The sequence below is a fragment of the Marinactinospora thermotolerans DSM 45154 genome, from assembly GCF_900167435.1.
Taxonomy (GTDB): Bacteria; Actinomycetota; Actinomycetes; order Streptosporangiales; family Streptosporangiaceae; genus Marinactinospora; species Marinactinospora thermotolerans.
Genome location: NZ_FUWS01000002.1, coordinates 450333 through 467068, shown reverse-complemented (window position 1 = coordinate 467068; position 16736 = coordinate 450333). Strand labels below are relative to the sequence as shown.

At 72.5% G+C, this 16736-nt stretch carries 15 protein-coding genes; 9 read left to right on the top strand and 6 right to left on the bottom strand.

The window, feature by feature from the left end:
- Nucleotides 1-60: 60 nt before the first annotated feature.
- Nucleotides 61-1821 (bottom strand): NAD+ synthase, encoded by a 1761-nt coding sequence (locus B5D66_RS05050; RefSeq protein WP_200813521.1) that lies wholly within the window; start codon nt 1819-1821, stop codon nt 61-63.
- Nucleotides 1822-2017: 196 nt separating this feature from the next.
- Here B5D66_RS05050 and B5D66_RS05045 point away from each other — a divergent pair, with 196 nt between their 5' ends.
- Nucleotides 2018-3379 carry a glutamine synthetase family protein gene (locus B5D66_RS05045; protein WP_200813520.1) on the top strand — a complete coding sequence of 454 codons (1362 nt, stop codon included), beginning with the start codon at nt 2018-2020 and terminating at the stop codon, nt 3377-3379.
- Nucleotides 3380-3433: 54 nt separating this feature from the next.
- On the opposite strand, the gene B5D66_RS05040 is transcribed toward B5D66_RS05045, so the two are convergent.
- The gene (locus tag B5D66_RS05040) at nt 3434-4030 is read right to left on the bottom strand and encodes a TetR/AcrR family transcriptional regulator (RefSeq protein ID WP_235000754.1); all 597 of its coding nucleotides are present in this window, start codon (nt 4028-4030) and stop codon (nt 3434-3436) included.
- 7 nt (nt 4031-4037) lie between these two features.
- Complete coding sequence (locus B5D66_RS05035) at nt 4038-5651, bottom strand: MFS transporter (RefSeq protein ID WP_078760408.1); 1614 nt, start codon at nt 5649-5651, stop codon at nt 4038-4040.
- Between the two features lie 278 nt (nt 5652-5929).
- Between B5D66_RS05035 and panB the strand changes: the two genes are divergently transcribed.
- Both panB and B5D66_RS05025 read left to right on the top strand, forming a co-directional pair.
- Nucleotides 5930-6766 (top strand): 3-methyl-2-oxobutanoate hydroxymethyltransferase, encoded by an 837-nt coding sequence (panB, locus tag B5D66_RS05030; RefSeq protein ID WP_078760407.1) that lies wholly within the window; start codon nt 5930-5932, stop codon nt 6764-6766.
- Between the two features lie 130 nt (nt 6767-6896).
- Nucleotides 6897-7934: an LLM class F420-dependent oxidoreductase gene (locus B5D66_RS05025; protein WP_078760406.1), complete on the top strand. Its 1038-nt coding sequence runs from the start codon at nt 6897-6899 to the stop codon at nt 7932-7934.
- Between the two features lie 46 nt (nt 7935-7980).
- Here B5D66_RS05025 and B5D66_RS05020 read toward each other — a convergent pair whose 3' ends face one another.
- Both B5D66_RS05020 and npdG read right to left on the bottom strand, forming a co-directional pair.
- On the bottom strand, nt 7981-8739 hold the full coding sequence (locus tag B5D66_RS05020) for a helical backbone metal receptor (protein ID WP_078760405.1): 759 nt from the start codon (nt 8737-8739) through the stop codon (nt 7981-7983).
- A gap of 11 nt (nt 8740-8750) precedes the next feature.
- Nucleotides 8751-9437 carry an NADPH-dependent F420 reductase gene (gene npdG / locus B5D66_RS05015; protein ID WP_078760404.1) on the bottom strand — a complete coding sequence of 229 codons (687 nt, stop codon included), beginning with the start codon at nt 9435-9437 and terminating at the stop codon, nt 8751-8753.
- Between the two features lie 93 nt (nt 9438-9530).
- Here npdG and B5D66_RS05010 point away from each other — a divergent pair, with 93 nt between their 5' ends.
- Nucleotides 9531-10133 carry a hypothetical protein gene (locus B5D66_RS05010; RefSeq protein ID WP_078760403.1) on the top strand — a complete coding sequence of 201 codons (603 nt, stop codon included), beginning with the start codon at nt 9531-9533 and terminating at the stop codon, nt 10131-10133.
- Nucleotides 10134-10156: 23 nt separating this feature from the next.
- On the opposite strand, the gene B5D66_RS05005 is transcribed toward B5D66_RS05010, so the two are convergent.
- A complete protein-coding gene (locus tag B5D66_RS05005) occupies nt 10157-10345 on the bottom strand; it encodes a hypothetical protein (protein ID WP_078760402.1) in 189 nt (62 codons plus the stop codon).
- A gap of 143 nt (nt 10346-10488) precedes the next feature.
- Here B5D66_RS05005 and map point away from each other — a divergent pair, with 143 nt between their 5' ends.
- The 5 genes from map to B5D66_RS04980 all read left to right on the top strand — a co-directional run bounded on the left by map (nt 10489) and on the right by B5D66_RS04980 (nt 16695).
- Nucleotides 10489-11340 carry a type I methionyl aminopeptidase gene (gene map / locus B5D66_RS05000; RefSeq protein WP_078760401.1) on the top strand — a complete coding sequence of 284 codons (852 nt, stop codon included), beginning with the start codon at nt 10489-10491 and terminating at the stop codon, nt 11338-11340.
- Nucleotides 11341-11403: 63 nt separating this feature from the next.
- Nucleotides 11404-12237, top strand: coding sequence for a M55 family metallopeptidase (locus tag B5D66_RS04995; protein WP_078760400.1), 834 nt, complete (start codon nt 11404-11406; stop codon nt 12235-12237).
- Nucleotides 12230-13609, top strand: a complete 1380-nt coding sequence (locus B5D66_RS04990) for a M20/M25/M40 family metallo-hydrolase (RefSeq protein ID WP_078760399.1) — start codon at nt 12230-12232, stop codon at nt 13607-13609. Before B5D66_RS04995 ends, B5D66_RS04990 begins: the two co-directional genes overlap by 8 nt.
- Nucleotides 13610-13708: 99 nt before the next feature.
- Nucleotides 13709-15760, top strand: coding sequence for a S9 family peptidase (locus B5D66_RS04985; RefSeq protein ID WP_078760398.1), 2052 nt, complete (start codon nt 13709-13711; stop codon nt 15758-15760).
- Complete coding sequence (locus B5D66_RS04980) at nt 15757-16695, top strand: S66 peptidase family protein (protein WP_078760397.1); 939 nt, start codon at nt 15757-15759, stop codon at nt 16693-16695. Before B5D66_RS04985 ends, B5D66_RS04980 begins: the two co-directional genes overlap by 4 nt.
- Nucleotides 16696-16736 lie beyond the last annotated feature (41 nt).

The following is a 16736-nucleotide window of genomic DNA, read 5'->3' as shown; positions in this document are numbered from 1 at the left end:
CCCTCCCCGCGGGCCTGAGGTTGCGCCCGGCGGGGAGGGGCTCATGGCCCGGGGCCGAGATCAGGCGAGGCCGGCCGGGGCGGTCCACCTGTTGGTGATCGGCAGGCGCCGATCACGGCCGAAGTTGCGCCTGCTGATCTTGGGGCCCGGCGGATACTGGCGGCGCTTGTACTCGGCGCGGTCCACCATCCGGATGACCCGGTCCACCAGCGCGGCGTCGTGTCCGGCCGCGACCAGCTCGGCACGCCCCAGATCGGTGCCGACGTAATCGTCCAGCAGCGCGTCGAGCACCTCGTAGTCGGGCAGCGAGTCGGTGTCGAGCTGGCCGGGGCGCAGTTCCGCGCTGGGCGGCTTGGAGATGGAGTTCTCCGGGATCGGCGGGACCTCGCCGCGCCGCGCCGCCTCGGCGTTGCGCCACTTCGACAGCTCCCACACCAGCGTCTTCCAGGCGTCCTTGATGGGGGCGTAGCCGCCGGCGGAGTCGCCGTAGAGGGTGGAGTAGCCCGTGGCCAGCTCGCTCTTGTTCCCCGTGGTCAGCACGAGGTGGCCGTGCTGGTTGGACAGCGTCATCAGCAACTGGCCGCGCACCCGGGCCTGGAGGTTCTCCGCGGCCAGGCCGTCGATCTCCACCGCCGCCTCGAAGGCGTCGACCATGGGGCCCACCGCGACCGTCCGCGCGTTGACGCCCTGGCGCTTGACCAGCTCCTCGGCGTCGGAGACCGAGTGGTCGCTGGAGTAACGGCTGGGCATGAGCACGACGTTGACCCGCTCGGGGCCCAGCGCGTCCACCGCGATCGTGGCGGTCAGCGCCGAGTCGATGCCACCGGACAGGCCGAGGACGACCGACCCGAAACGGTTCTTGCGGACGTAGTCGCGGGTTCCGGTGACCAGTGCCGCGTACACCTCGGCAAGGTCGTCCAGACGCGGTTCCACCCGACCCGGCAGCGGCTCGTAGGCGGCGACCGGCTCTTCCGACAGGACGTGGCGTTCGATCCGGATGCCGCTCACCGGGACCGGGGCGCCCTCGGCCGGGGCCGCCACCGGCAGTTCCAGGTCGGTGACGAGCAGGGTCTCCTCGAACTGCGGCCCGCGCGCGAGGAGTTCGCCGCCGGCGTCGACGATGAGGGAGTCGCCGTCGAAGACCAGCTCGTCCTGGCCGCCCACCATGTTCACGTAGGCCAGGGCCGCGCCGGCCTCACGGGCGCGCCGCTGGCACAGTGCCAGACGCTCGTCGTCCTTGTCCCGCTCGTAGGGCGACCCGTTGAGGACGACGAGCAGTCCCGCCCCGGCGTCGCGCACGGCGGCCACCGGCCCGCCCTCCTGCCACAGGTCCTCGCAGATCACCAGGGCGACGTCCACACCGTGCAGGCGCACCACCGGCAGCGTTTCCCCGGGGACGAAGTTGCGGAACTCGTCGAAGACCCCGTAGTTGGGCAGGTGGTGCTTTGCCGAGACGACCCGCACCTCACCCCCGTGCAACAGCGCGAGCGCGTTTTGGGGCGCGCCGGCCGGACGGCCGTAGCGGGGCGCCGCGTCGGCCGACCGGTTGAGGAAGCCGACCACCACGGGCAGCCCGCCCAGGCCCTCGTCCTCCAGGCGCCGGGCGAGACCGCGCACGGCCTCGATGGATGCCTCGGCGAACGACGCGCGCAGGGCGAGGTCCTCGACGGGATAACCGGTCACCACCATCTCGGGGAAGACCGCCAGGTGCGCCCCCGCCTCGGCCGCCCTGCGGGCGTAGTCCACGACGATGCCGCAATTGCCTTCCAGGTCACCGACCGTCGGGTTGACCTGGGCCATAGCTATACGCAGTTGTGCCACGGGTATGAGCCTAACGAGCCGGCCCCTTCCGGACACGACCGGTAGGCCCCACCTGGGCGTTCCCCGCGGTGATACGGCTCTCATCACGCACGGGCGACCGTGAGTTAACGTCGGGGAAACCCCCGGCAGGCAGACTGGCCTTGGGGCGTCTGGTAAGAACGCGTCAGACGCGCTTGGACCGTAAGGAAGGTGGACCGTGAACCGACAGCAGGAGTTCGTGCTCCGGACCTTGGAGGAGCGCGACATCCGGTTCGTGCGACTGTGGTTCACCGACGTGCTCGGCTACCTCAAGTCGGTGGCCATCGCGCCGGCCGAACTGGAGGCCGCCTTCGCCGAGGGCATCGGGTTCGACGGATCGGCGATCGAGGGGTTCGCCCGGGTGCACGAGGCGGACATGCTCGCCAAGCCCGACCCCTCGACGTTTCAGATCCTGCCCTGGCGCAACGAACCGCACGGGACCGGCCGGATGTACTGCGACATCCTCATGCCCGACGGCTCGCCCAGCTACGCCGATCCCCGTCACGTGCTCAAGCGCCAGCTCGGCAAGGCCTCCGACCTCGGGTTCACCTTCTACACCCACCCCGAGATCGAGTTCTACCTGTTGAAGAAGAAGCCGGAGTTCGGTGAGTTCCCCGAGCCCAGCGACTCGGGCGGCTACTTCGACCACACCCCGCACAACAGCGCCCACGATTTCCGCCGCAACGCCATCATGATGCTGGAGAGCATGGGCATCTCGGTGGAGTTCAGCCACCACGAGGGCGGACCCGGCCAGCAGGAGATCGACCTGCGCTACGCCGACGCGCTGACCACCGCCGACAACATCATGACCTTCCGGCTGGTGATGAAGGAGGTGGCGCTGGAGCAGGGCGTCTACGCGACGTTCATGCCCAAGCCGTTCACCGAGTACCCGGGGTCGGGTATGCACACGCACCTGTCGCTGTTCGAGGGCGACCGTAACGCCTTCTACGAGCCGGGGGCGGAATACCAGCTCTCCAAGGTGGGGCGCGGTTTCATCGCGGGCCTGCTGCGCCACGCCACCGAGATCACCGCCGTGTGCAACCAGTGGACGAACTCCTACAAGCGGCTGTGGGACAACGCCTCCGCCTCCGCCGGCGCCGGCGGCGAGGCGCCGGCCTATGTGTGCTGGGGCCACAACAACCGGTCCGCCCTGGTCCGGGTGCCCATGTACAAGCCGACGAAGAGCAACTCCAGCCGGATCGAGTTCCGCTCGCTCGACACGGCCTGCAACCCCTACCTGGCCTACGCGGTGATCCTGGCCGCCGGTCTGAAGGGGATCGAGGAGGGCTACGAGCTGCCGCCGGGCGCCGAGGACGACGTCTGGGCGCTCACCGACGCCGAGCGGCGGGCGCTGGGCATCTCCCCGCTGCCGCAGAGCCTGGACGAGGCGATCCGGGCGATGGAGAACAGCGAACTGGTGGCCGAGACCCTCGGCGAGCACGTGTTCGACTTCTTCCTGCGCAACAAGAAGGCCGAGTGGGAGGAGTACCGGCGGCAGGTGACGCCCTACGAACTGAACCGTTACCTGCCGACCCTGTGACGCTCCTCGGAGGCGGGGCGCGGTCCGTCGGGCCGTGCCCCGCCGCTCTTCCGATCAGGCGGGACGGGGCGCGGCGATGCCCGCGAGGAGGGTGTCGACGAGCAGTTCGGCACACGCGCGAGGGCTGCCGCCGCCGGCCGAACGCCGGTGGAGCAGGGCGCCGCCCATGAGGAGGTTGAGCACCGCCTCCGGATCGGCGCCGGGTCGCAGCTCCCCGGTCTCGGCACCGCGGCGGAGGACCTGGTACAGCGCCTCACGACGGGGGGCCAGCACGGCGTGCTTGATGCGCGCCCCGATCTCGGGGTGGGCGCGGCTCACCAGCAGGGCGTTGATCGCCCGCTGGAGCTTGCCGTCCATCTCCGCGCAGACCTGTTCGAGCAACAGCACGAGGTCGCCGCGCATGGAGCCCTCGTCCAGGTCGGGCAGCGGAGGGCGCAGGGTGGCCACCGCGTCGACGAGCAGTTCCTCCTTGCCCGGCCAGCGACGGTAGATGGTCGCCTTCCCCACTCCGGCCCGGGCCGCGATGGCCTCGATCGAGACTTCCGCGATGTTGCCGCGCTCGCCGAGCAGATCGAGGGCGGCGCTCAGGATGGCGTCGTCGGCGCGCCTGCTCCGTGGCCGTCCGGGCCTGCGGCCGGGAGGGGTCTGCATGGGTCGCTCATTCATCGGGGTCGTCGGGGGGAGAGGCCGGGGACCCTCGTTCGCGGGGTCCTGTCCTACTGTGCCCGACCTCGACCGGACGCGCATCCCGGTTCCCGACCGGCCGTCCGTGGCGTGGCAGCCAGATCATGACGATGACCAGTCCGGCCAGGGCGACGCCCAGCGAGCACAGCGCGGCGACGTGCATGCCGGCCAGGAACGCCTGCTTCGCGGGTTCGACCATCCCCTGCCCGGCGGGACCCGCCTCCCGGGCGATCGCCAGCGTCCCCTCGATCGACGCCCCCGCGGCGGCGCGCGCGTCCTCGGGCAGCCGGGACAGCCACGGGCCGAACTCCGCCCGGTAGACCGCGGAGACGACCGCGCCGAGCACCGCGACGCCGAGCGCCGTGGCGACCTGGCGCACGGTGTTCTGCACCGCCGAGGCCGCTCCCGCCTGGTGCCGGGGCACCGAGGACATGATCGACTCGGTGGCCGGTGTCATGACGATGGCCATGCCGGCGCCCTGGAGGAAGAAGACCGCCTCCAGGATCCAGATGGGGGTGTCGCGGCCGAGCAGCGCGTAGGAGCCGAGCGCCGTGGCCACCAGCGCCAGACCGGTGGAACAGACCGCCTTGGGCCCGAACCTCGCCACCAGCAGCGGGCTGAGCGGTGAGAAGACGAGCTGGGCCAGCGCGATCGGGATGACCAGCAGGCCCGCGTGCAGGGGCGAGTAGGCGCGGACGCTTTGCAGGTAGAAGTTGATGAAGAACATCACGCCGGCCATCGCGAAGAAGACCAGCATGATCGCCGCGATGGCGACCGCCAGGCGCGGGTCGCGGAAGAGCCGCACGTCGAGGGCCGGGGAGGCGGTGCGCGCCTCGTGCCAGGCGAACAGGGCCAGCACCGCCAGGCCGGCGAGGACGGAGCCGAGTACGAGGGGGTCGGCCAGGACGCCCTCCTCCCCGGCCCTGATGATGCCGTAGACGAGCAGCACCAGGCCGAGGATGGACAGCACCACCCCGAGCGGGTCGAACCCTCCGGGCCGCTCGTTGCGGGACTCGGGGACGAGGACGACCATGAGCACCAGACCGACGGCGACGACGGGCACGTTGATCAGGAAGACCGAGCCCCACCAGAAGTGCTCCAGCAGCAGCCCGCCCAGAGGTGGGCCGATGCCCATCGCGAGGCCGACGGCACCGGCCCACACGCCGATCGCCCGCCCGCGCTCCTCGGGGTCGAACACGTTGGTGATGATCGACAGCGTCTGGGGCATGACCGCCGCCCCGCCCAGTCCCTTGAGTGCGCGTGCCCAGATGAGCTGTTCGGGGGTCTGGGCGTAGGCCGAGGCGAAGGAGGACAGGCCGAACAGGAGCATGCCGAGGACGAGGATGCGCTTGCGGCCGAAGCGGTCGCCGATGACCCCCCAGGTGAACAACAGGCCGGCGAAGACGAGGGTGTAGGAGTTGATCGCCCAGGCGAGCTGGCTCTGGGTGGCCCCCAGCCCCTGGTGGGGGTCGGAGAGCACGCGCAGCGCGACGTTGAGGATGGTGTTGTCGAGCACCACCACGAGCAGGCTGATCACGAGGACGCCCAGGATCGCCCAACGCCGCCGGTGGATGGTCGAACGGTCCACGAAAGCCCCCTGTCGTCGGTCTCGACGGGTTCCCCACCCTGGACAGGACGAGACCGATCCGTTCCGCGCATCACGAACGTGACACCGCTCTCCTCCCCGCTCCCCCACGCTCCACACCGGCCCGGTTCCGCCGCTCTCCCGCTTGGTCCGCTCCTCACCCCCGGGGCGCGGCGGGTGACCGCGGCCGTGCGACCATGGCCGCACCGGTGAAGTCCGCCGGTACCGTTACCGACACGTCCGGGGACGCCGAGAGGCGCTTCGAGACAACGGAGGAACGCATGAACACCACCCCTGCCCCCGCCCTGTACGGGGGGACGTCCACCCGCCGCGTCACCGTCCGCGACATCGCCCTGGCCAAGGAGCGGGGCGAACGCTGGCCGATGCTGACCGCCTACGACGCGCTGACCGCCCGCATCTTCGACGAGGCGGGGATCCCCGTCCTGCTCGTCGGCGACTCCGCCGCGATGGTCGTCTACGGCTACGACTCCACCCTGCCGGTGACCGTCGACGACCTGCTGCCGTTGACCGCCGCCGTCTCCCGCTCGACCCGGCGCGCCCTGGTCGTGGCCGATCTCCCCTTCGGGTCCTACCAGGGCTCGCCGCAGCAGGCCCTGGCCTCCGCGGCGCGTTTCATGAAGGAGGGCGGCGCGCACGCCGTCAAGCTGGAGGGGGGCGAGCGCGTCGTTCCCCAGGTCGAGGCGCTGGTCGCCTCCGGCGTCCCGGTGATGGCCCACATCGGGTTGACCCCCCAGGCCGTCAACACCATCGGCGGTTACCGGGTCCAGGGCCGGGGGGCGGACGGGGAGCGGCTGCTGGCCGACGCCCAGGCGCTGGAGCAGGCGGGGGCGTTCGCGGTCGTCCTGGAGTGCGTGCCGGCCGCGCTCGCCCGGGAGATCAGCGGGAAGCTGTCGATTCCCACGGTCGGCATCGGCGCGGGTTCGGGTACCGACGCCCAGGTGCTGGTCTGGCAGGACATGGCCGGGCTGTCGCCGCGGGTGGCGAAGTTCGTCAAGACCTACGCCGACCTGGCCTCCGACCTGGGCGACGCCGCGCGGGGGTTCGCCGAGGAGGTCGTCGCCGGCACCTTCCCCGATGAGGCGCACTCCTACGCCTGACCGCGGGAACCGCCGTGCCGCCGCCCGGGGCGCCCGGGCGGCGGCCGATCCGCCCCCTCCCATGAAACCGAACGCTACTCGGCGGTAGGCTGACCCGAATCCTGGTGCGACGGACAGCGGAGGCATCCACATGCGCATCTCCATGCCCCTGGGCTACGCGGGCGACCTCAGGGAATCGGCCAACCGGCTCGCCGACCTGGAAAAGGCCGGACTCGACACCGTCTGGGTGGCCGAGGCCTACGGCTACGACAGTCCCACCCTCATGGGCTACATCGCGGCCCGCACCGAACGGGTCCGCATCGGGGCCGCCATCCTGCCGCTGTACACCAGGACGCCGACCCTCATCGCGCAGACCGCCGCGGGCCTGGACTACCTGTCCGACGGACGGGCCGTCATCGGCCTGGGCGCCAGCGGTCCCCAGGTGATCGAGGGCTGGCACGGCGTCCCCTACGTCAAGCCGCTGGCCCGCACCCGCGAGGTCATCGAGATCTGCCGCAAGGTCTGGGCCCGCGAGAAGCCGCTGACCCACGACGGCAAGGTGTTCACCCTGCCCCTTCCCCCCGACCAGGGCACCGGCCTGGGCAAGCCGCTGAAGATCATCAACCACCCGGTGCGCGACCGCATCCCGCTCTACGTCGCCTCCCTCGGCGCGAAGAACGTGGAGCTGACCGCGGAGATCGCCGACGGCTGGCTGCCGATCTTCTTCATCCCCGAGAAGGCCGAGGAGGTCTGGGGCGCCTCCCTGGAGGCCGGCCGGGCCGCCCGCGCCCCCGAACTCGGCCCGCTGGAGATCTCGGCCGGCGGCCTGCTCGCCATCGGCGAGGGCGAGGAGACCAAGCGGCTGCTCGACTTCGCCCGCCCGCAGATCGCGCTCTACGTCGGCGGCATGGGCGCCAAGGGCAAGAACTTCTACAACACCCTCGCCCGCCGCTACGGCTATGAGGAGGCGGCGGAGCAGATCCAGGAGCTCTACCTGGCCGGCCGCAAGGACGAGGCCGCCGCGGCGGTGCCCCAGGAGATGGTCGAGCTGACCAACCTGGTGGGGCCGGAGTCCTACGTCCGCGAGCGGATCGAGGCCTTCCGCGCCGCCGGGGTCACCGACCTCAACGTCACCCCCGTCGGCGGCGACCCGGTACGGCTCATCGAGAAGGTGCGGGGCTGGCTGTGACCCCCGCCCCCGGTCCCCGCCCCGGAGGCGGGGACCGGGGCGATGGTCACGGCAGGCCCAGCGCCCGCTCCAACCGTCCGCGCGCGGCCACCAGCGACGGCCCGTACCAGGTGAGATCGCGTCCGCTGACGAAGGCCGCGGTCACGCCGGGGAACGCCTCGGGTCCGTCCTGCGGCCCGAAGGCGTAGGGCTCGTCCGGGAAGACCAGCAGCTCGGCTCCCGAGGCGAGCTCCCGCGGGGTGAGCCGTGGATAGCGCTGCGAGGCGTCGGCGTGGACGTTGGCCACGCCCAGCCGGGCCAGCACGTCACCGGCGAAGGTGTCGCGTCCCAGCGCCATCCAGGGCCGCCGCCAGATCGGCACGGCCGCCCGCCGCACCGGAGCCGGCGGCTCCCCCAGCACGTCCTCCCAGGTGGCGCGGGCCCGGCGCAGCCACGACGGCGCGGGCCGGCCGCACGCGGCGAGCGCGCGCTCCAGGCTGTCCAGGGCCTCGGGCAGGGTGCGGATCACCGTCGTCCACACCGCGATCCCCGCGGCGCGCAGCGCCTCCAGGTCCTGGGGGCGGTTCTCCTCGAAGTTGGCCAGCACCAGGTCGGGGCGTAAAGCGATGACACGCGCCAGGTCGGGGCTCTTGGTCCCGCCCACCCGGGTCACGGACAGCCCCGGCGGGTGGGAGCACCAGTCGGTGGCCCCGACCAGCAGCCCGGGGGCCGTGCCCGCCACCGCCTCGGTCAGCGAGGGGACCAGGGAGACCACCCTGCGCACCGGGGTCCGCGGCGTGACCGCGGCCCCGGTGTCATCGCTCAACGGCGGCGCGCTCACACGTCGGTGACGCGGACCCCGGCGTGGGCCTTGTAGCGCCGGTTGATGGAGATGAGGTTGGCGGTGAACGCCTCGACCTGGTGGGCGTTGCGCAGCCGGCCACCGTAGATCCCGCGCACGCCGGGGATGCGCGCGGCCAGGGCGCGCACCGTGTCGGTGGCCTCGCGGTCGTCTCCCAGCACCAGCACGTCGAGGTCGACCTCGGCGACCTCGGGGTCGAGCAGCACCACCGCGGAGACGTGGTGGAAGGCGGCGACGACCCGGCTGTCGGGCAGGACGGCCGCCGCCTGCTGGGCGGCGCTCCCCTCCTCCACCGGCAGCGCGTAGGCGCCCTTCTTGTCGAACCCGAGCGGGTTGACGCAGTCGACGACGATCTTGCCGGCGAGCCGGTCGGCGAGGGAGGCCAGCAGGTCGCGGTGGCCCTCCCAGGGGACCGCGACGATGACGATGTCGCCCTGCTCGGCCGCCGCCGCGTTGTCCAGCCCGCGCACCGGCAGCCCGGCCCCCAGTTCCTCTGCGGCGGACCGCGCGCGTTCGGCGCTGCGCGACCCGAGGATCACCTCGTGCCCGGCCAGCGCGAAGCGCCGTGCCAGTCCACGTCCCTGGTCGCCGGTTCCTCCGAGTACGGCGACCGACAGGCCGGCGACATCGGGAAGGTCGTGTGGAGATCTCTGCTCTGCCATGGGCCGATTCTCCCAGCCCCTTCCACGGTCGAGGTGAGGCGGGGCCGCGACTTCGCCGGGTATTCCTGCGCGCGACCCGGTTCATGAGGCACCATGGGAGGCGTGGAAGCTCACCACGTGGCGGCCCTGCGCGAGCTCCTCGCCGCGACCCCCTGGCTGGATCGCACCGAGGAGCTCGCCCGCGCCCTGCGCCACACCCGCGAGCCAGGTGGCCTCTTGCTCGTCGGCACGGCCGAGGACGAACCCTGGCATCTGACCGCCCACCTCGCCGACGAGAGCCGCTACGCGGGACTGCCACAGCTGTCGCCGACCCTGGTGCGCTGGGACCCGCCCCCCGACGCGCCCGCCCATCTGCGGATCGGGCTGGACCGGCTGGCCGAGGCGCGACGCGGCGAGACCCTGTTCGTGGTCAACCCCGCCCCCGCGGCGCCCGTCCCCCTGCTGGAGCGGGTCGACGACGCCCGGCGCACCGGCGCGACCATCCTCGCACTGGACCAGGGCGATCCCGAGCTCTCGGCGCTCGCCCACGACGCCATCAGCCTCGATCCGTCGAACGCCCCGCTGTCGTTCGACGGACTGCAACACCTGGTCAGCACCGCGGCCGGACATCCGGCGGAACGTCGCCGCCGTCCGGGGCTGCGCGACCGGATCTCCCGCTTCCTCGACGTCGTCAGCGGGCCGCGCGTCCTGGACTGAGACGCCGCGCGCGGCCCACGCGCTCAGTCGCGTTCGTCCTGTTCCTCCCATGCCTCGTTGCGCTCTTCGGCGATGCGCAGCGCCGAGGCCGCCGTCGCCTCGTCGGGATAGGGCCCCAGACGGTACTTGCCCGGACAGCCGGGACCGTACTCCGGCGCGTTGTGCTTCAGGCAGTACCACCACTGGTGGTCGCTGTCGGGTCGGTCACTCATGTCCGTTCTCCTCGGGTCCGTGGCGCCGTGTCCGAGCGCCGTCAACCGCCCTTCTACCCCACGGACACCGCACCGGCACCACCCCCGGGGAGCCGGTGGACGACGAGAGCGGACCTTCCTGACACGAACTACACTCGTCTGTCATGACGACCCCGCTGGTTCCCGGGCGCATCTCGCCGCCCCGTTCGGTCCCCTCCCACATCGAGCGCCCGGAGTACGTCGGCAGGAAACGCCCGGTCGAGGGCGTCCTCGGGGACGTCCAGACCCCCGAGACGATCGAGGCCATGCGGGTGGCCGGGCGCATCGCCGCGCAGGCCCTCCAGGAGGTCGGCCGCAACGTGCGTCCGGGCGTCACCACCGACGAGCTCGACCGGATCGGTCACGAGTTCCTGTGCGACCACGGCGCCTACCCGAGCACGCTCGGCTACAAGGGCTACCCCAAGTCCCTGTGCTCCTCGCTCAACGAGGTCATCTGCCACGGCATCCCCGACGACACCGTCGTGGCCGAGGGCGACATCGTCAACATCGACATCACCGCCTATATCCACGGGGTGCACGGCGACACCAACGCCACCTTCATCGCGGGCCAGACCGACGAGGAGTCCCGGCTGCTGGTCGAACGCACCCACGAGGCGACCATGCGCGGGATCAAGGCGTGCCGTCCGGGCCGCCGGATCAACGTGATCGGCCGGGTCATCGAGTCCTACGCCAAGCGGTTCGGTTATGGCGTGGTCCGCGACTTCACCGGCCACGGTGTCGGCCCCGAGTTCCATTCCGGCCTGATCGTGCCGCACTACGACGACCCGCACGCCGACACCGTCATGGTGCCCGGGATGACCTTCACCGTCGAACCGATGATCACCCTCGGCACGATCGAGTACGACATTTGGGACGACGGTTGGACCGCGGTGACCGCCGACCGCAAGCGCACCGCCCAGTTCGAGCACACCCTGGTCATCACCGAGGACGGCGCGGAGATCCTGACCCTGCCCTAGACGCCTGGCCGCCGGACGCGTCCAAGGCGTGCGGCGCGCCGCCCCAGGTACTAGGGTCGGGCCGTGAAGATCCTCATCTCCGCCGACATGGAGGGCGCGACCGGGGTCACCTGGCCGGCCGACGTGGCACCGGGCACCGAGCAGTGGCAGCGCTGCCGGGCGATGTTCACCTCCGACGTCAACGGCGCCATCGCGGGCTTCCTGGCCGGCGGGGCGACCGAGGTCGTGGTCAACGAGGCCCACGCCACGATGCGCAACCTGCTGCTGGAGCGGCTCGACGACCGCGCGACGATGCTGACGGGCCGGCACAAGGACCTCAGCATGGTCGAGGGCGTGCAACGCGGCGACATCGACGGGGTGGCGTTCGTCGGCTACCACTGCGGAGCGGGGGCCGAAGGCGTCCTCGCCCACACCTACCTGCCCAACTCCATCACCGGGGTGTGGCTGGACGGGGAACCCGCGAGCGAGGGACGGCTCAACGCCCACGTCGCCGCCCAGTACGGCGTTCCGGTCGTACTCGTCACCGGTGACGACCTGACCTGCGTCGATGCCGCCTCCTACGCGCCCGACGCGCGTACCGTCGCGGTCAAGGAGCACGTGTCGCGCTATGCGGCGATCTGCCGGCCCCCCGAGCGGACCCGGGCGGCCATCGCCGCCGCGGCCAAGTCCGCCGTGGCGCTGGCCGGGCGCACCGCCCCGGCGCGGCAGGCGCCGTTGACGGTGGAGGTCGAGGTCGACGCCGCCCACCTCGCCGGCGCCGCGACCCTGGTTCCGGGCGTGTCACTGGTGTCTGAGCGGCGCGTCCGCTACACCTCCCCCGACGCCTATGAGATGATCCGCTGCTTCAAGGCCGTGACCACCCTCATCTCCAACGCGGTGGAGAACAGCTATGGCTGACATCCAGGGAACGGATCGGACCGGCGACGCCGACTGGGCGATCACCGACGAGGAGGTCGTCGCCTTCACCTCCGACCTGATCCGCATCGACACCACGAACCGGGGCGGCGGTGACTGCCGGGAGCGCCCGGCGGCGGAGTACGTCGCCGAACGGCTGGCCGAGGCCGGCGTGGAGCCGACACTGCTGGAATCGGCGCCCGGACGCACCAACGTGGTCGCCCGGATCCCCGGTAGCGACCCCGGCGCGCCGGGCCTGCTCGTCCACGGCCACCTGGACGTGGTGCCCGCCGATCCCGCCCAGTGGCGGGTCCACCCGTTCTCGGGCGAGGTCCGTGACGGCATGGTGTGGGGCCGCGGCGCGGTCGACATGAAGAACACCAACGCGATGGTGCTCGCCCTCGTCCGCGCCTGGGGGCGCACCGGGCGCGGCCCGCGCCGGGACGTCGTCGTGGCCTTCACCGCGGACGAGGAGGACAGCGCCGCCTACGGCGCGGACTGGCTGGTGCGCGAACACGCCGGCCTGTTCGAGGGCTGCACCGAGGGGATCGGCGAGTCGGGGGGGTACACCTTCCACGCCGCCACCCCCGGCGGCGACCCCGTGCGGCTGTACCCGATCGGCGCGGGCGAGCGCGGCAGCGCGTGGCTGCGGCTCACCGCCCACGGCACCGCCGGGCACGGTTCGAAGGCCAACCCCGACAACGCGGTGGGCGAGCTGGCCGCCGCGGTGGCCCGGATCCACCGGCACCGCTGGCCGGTCCGGCTGACCTCGACGACACGCGCCGCGATCACCGAGATCGCCGCGGCGCTGGGCCGCAAGGTGGACTTGGACGCCCCGGGTTTCTCCCCCGAACTCGACATCGACCCCCTGCTGGAATCGCTGGGCGCGGCCGGCGCCCTGGTCGGCTCCACGCTGCGCAACAGCGCCAACCCGACCATGCTGGAGGCCGGTTACAAGGTGAACGTGATCCCGGAGACCGCCACGGCCGGCGTTGACGGCCGGGTCGTCCCCGGCGGCGAGGCCGAGTTCGCCTCGACCATGGACGAGCTCACCGGTGACCGGGTCGCCTGGGAGTACGCCCACCACTCCGTCCCCCTGCTGTCCCCGGTGGAGTCGCCGACGTTCGCGGCCATGCGGGCGGCGCTGCTGGCCCACGATCCGGACGGCCAGGTCGTCCCGGTATGCCTGACAGGGGGAACCGACGCCAAGCAGTTCTCGCAGCTGGGTATCACCGGTTATGGGTTCTCGCCGCTGCGCATGCCGCCGGGTCTCGACCTCGCCCCGCTCTACCACGGCGTGGACGAGAGGGTCCCGGTCGACGGACTGCGTTTCGGCGCCCGCGTGCTGGACCGCTTCTTGACCACGGTCGAATAGGGCGGCCCGGCTGACTCGGGGCGGCCGGTGACGGCCGTCCCGGCGGTACCGGCCGGTGCTCCCCGGCCGGCGGAGACGACGAACAGGAAAGGCCCGGCGGTGACGAAGCGCTCCCTCCCCTACGGCTCGTGGCCCTCCCCGATCGACGCCGCGGCGGTGGCCCGGCACGACGGGGCCCCCAACTGGCCCGCCACGCTTGAGGAGGAGGTGTGGTGGACCGAGCCCCGGCCCGGGGAAGGCGGTCGGGTGACCCTGTGCCGGGTCCGCCTGGACAGCAGCCCGGGCGGCGTCGAGACGGTCCTGCCCGCCCCCTGGAACGTGCGCAACCGGGTCCACGAATACGGCGGCCGGCCCTATGTCCTGTTCCGCGGCGGCGACGGCCCGGTCGTGGTGTTCAGCGAGTACTCCGACCAGCGGCTGTACCGCTACGAGCCCGGCCGCGCCCGCCACCCGCACGACCCCGCCCCGGGCCCGGTCGCGCTTCCCCGGCCGTTGACGCCCGAACCGGGCCTGCCCTCGGGGGTCCGCTACGCCGAACCGGTCGTGACCCCCGACGGCACGGAGGTGTGGTGCGTGCGTGAACTGCACACCGGTCCGGCCCCCACCGACGTGGAACGGGCGATCGTGGCGGTGCCGCTGGACGGCTCCGCCGCCGAGGACCCCCGGTCGGTCCGGATCGTTGCCTCGGGCCACCGTTTCCTCGCCTGTCCGCGGATCTCCCCCGACGGGCGCCGGCTGGCCTGGATCGGCTGGGACCACCCGGACATGCCCTGGGACTCCACGGCGCTCATGGTCGGCGAGATCACCGAGGACGGCAGGGTGGACGGGGCGCGCCGCGTCGCGGGCGGAAAGGACCAGGCGGTCGTCCAGGTGGAGTGGGTCAACGCCACCACGCTCTACTGCGTCACCGATCCCCAGGGGTGGTGGAACCCGCACCAGCTCACCTTGGACCCGGAGGGCGAGGCCGTGCGCGAGCCGGTCAACCTGTGCCGCCGCGACGAGGAGTTCGGCGGTCCGCTGTGGCAGACCGGCGCCACGTGGTCGGCTCCGCTGCCCGACGGCCGGATCGCCGTCGTGCACGGCCGGGCGGCCACCTCCCTGGGGCTGCTCAGCCCCGACTCCGGCGAGCTCGTCGACCTGACCACGCCCCACACCGAGTGGAGCGGCCGGATCACGTTGGGGGGCGCGGCGGGCAACTCCGTCATCGGCGTGGCCTTCTCCCCGACTCTTCCCGCCGAGGTGGTCTCCGTCTCGACGGTGACCGGCGAGTGGCAGTCGCTGAGCCGGCCGCCCGGCGACGACGCCGATGACCCCTTCGCCGACTACCTGCCCCGCCCCCAGGCGATGGTGGTGCGCGGGCCCGGCGGTCGCGACGTGCACGCCAACCTCTACCCGCCGCACAACCCCGAGGCGACCGGTCCCGAGGGGACCCCCGCCCCCTACGTCGTCTTCGTCCACGGTGGCCCCACCAGCCGCGCCCCGATGGTGCACGACCTTGAGATCGCCTACTTCACCAGCCGCGGCATCGGCGTCGCCGAGGTCAACTACGGCGGTTCCACGGGCCACGGCCGCGCCTACCGGGAGCGGCTGCGCGGCACCTGGGGGATCGTCGACGTCGACGACTGTGTCGCGGTGGCCCGGGACCTCGCCGAGCGCGGCCTGGCCGACCCCGAACGGTTGGCGATCCGCGGCGGCAGCGCCGGCGGGTGGACGGCGGCGGCGGCCCTGGCCTCCACCGACGTCTTCCGCTGCGGCGCGATCCTGTACCCCATCTTGGACCTGGTGGGGTGGCGCACGGGCGAGACCCACGACTTCGAGTCGCGGTACCTGGAGACCCTGGTCGGCCCCTGGCCCCAGGAGCGACGGCGCTACGAGGAACGCTCCCCGGTGAACCGGGCCGACTCGATCAACGCGCCGTTCGTGCTGTTGCAGGGGCTGGAGGACGAGATCTGTCCGCCGGTGCAGTCCGAACGTTTCCTGGAACGCATCCAGGGCCGGGGCGTGCCCCACGCCTATCTGGCGTTCGCCGGTGAGCAGCACGGCTTCCGCCAGGAGGCGACGATCCGGGCGGCGCTCAACGCCGAACTGTCGTTGTACGCCCAGGTGTTCGGGTTCGAGACCGATGCCGAGCCGGTGGAGCTGCGGCCGTGACCGCCGCGCGTCCGGGCAGGCGGCCACGGCGGCTGCGTCCCGGCGACCGGGTCTCGGTGGTGGCCCCGTGCGGGCCGGTACCCCGGCAACGGCTGGAGGAGGCGTGCGCGCTCCTGCGCGGCTGGGGGCTTGAGGTGAGTCTGGGCCGGCACGTGCTGGACCGTCATCCGGTCCTGCCCTACCTGGCCGGCAAGGACGCCGACCGCGCCCGCGACCTCCAGGAGGCGTGGTCGGACCCCGACAGCGCCGCGGTGTTGTGCGCCCGTGGCGGCGACGGCGCGCACCGCACCGTCGACCTGCTCGACTTCGCGGCGATGCGGGCGGCGCGGCCGAAGGCGTTCGTCGGCTACAGCGACGTCACCGCGCTGCACGAGGCGTTCGCCGGCGAGCTGGGGGTGGCGACCGTGCACGGCCCGGTGCTGGCCACCGCGGAGTTCGTCGGGGACGCCCGCACCTCGGCGGAGCTGCGCGCGACCCTGTTCGAACCGGAGTCACGCCTGAGGCTGACCTCGCCGGGGGCGGCGACGCTGATCGGGGGGAAGGCCCGCGGGGTCACGATCGGAGGCAATCTGAGCCTGCTCAACGACGGTCTGCGCACCCCGCACAGCCGCCCCTCGGCGGCCGGCGGGATCCTGCTGTTGGAGGACGTCGGTGAGGACGTCTCCCGGATCGACCGGATGCTCACCCAGTTGCTGCGCACCGGTTGGCTCGACGGCGTGGCCGGGATCGCCCTGGGATCCTGGCACAACTGCACGCCGGGGCCGGAGGGGATCCGCGCGTTGATGCTGGAGCGGCTGGCGCCGTTGGGCGTCCCCGTGGTGTGGGAGCTGGGGTTCGGCCACGCGCCGAGCCAGCTCACCGTCCCCCTGGGGGTGACGGCGACCCTGGACGCCGACGCCGCGACACTCGTCCTGGACGAGCCCGCCCTGCGGTGAGGCGGGTCCGGTCGCCTCCGCTCCGGGGGCGACCGGACCGC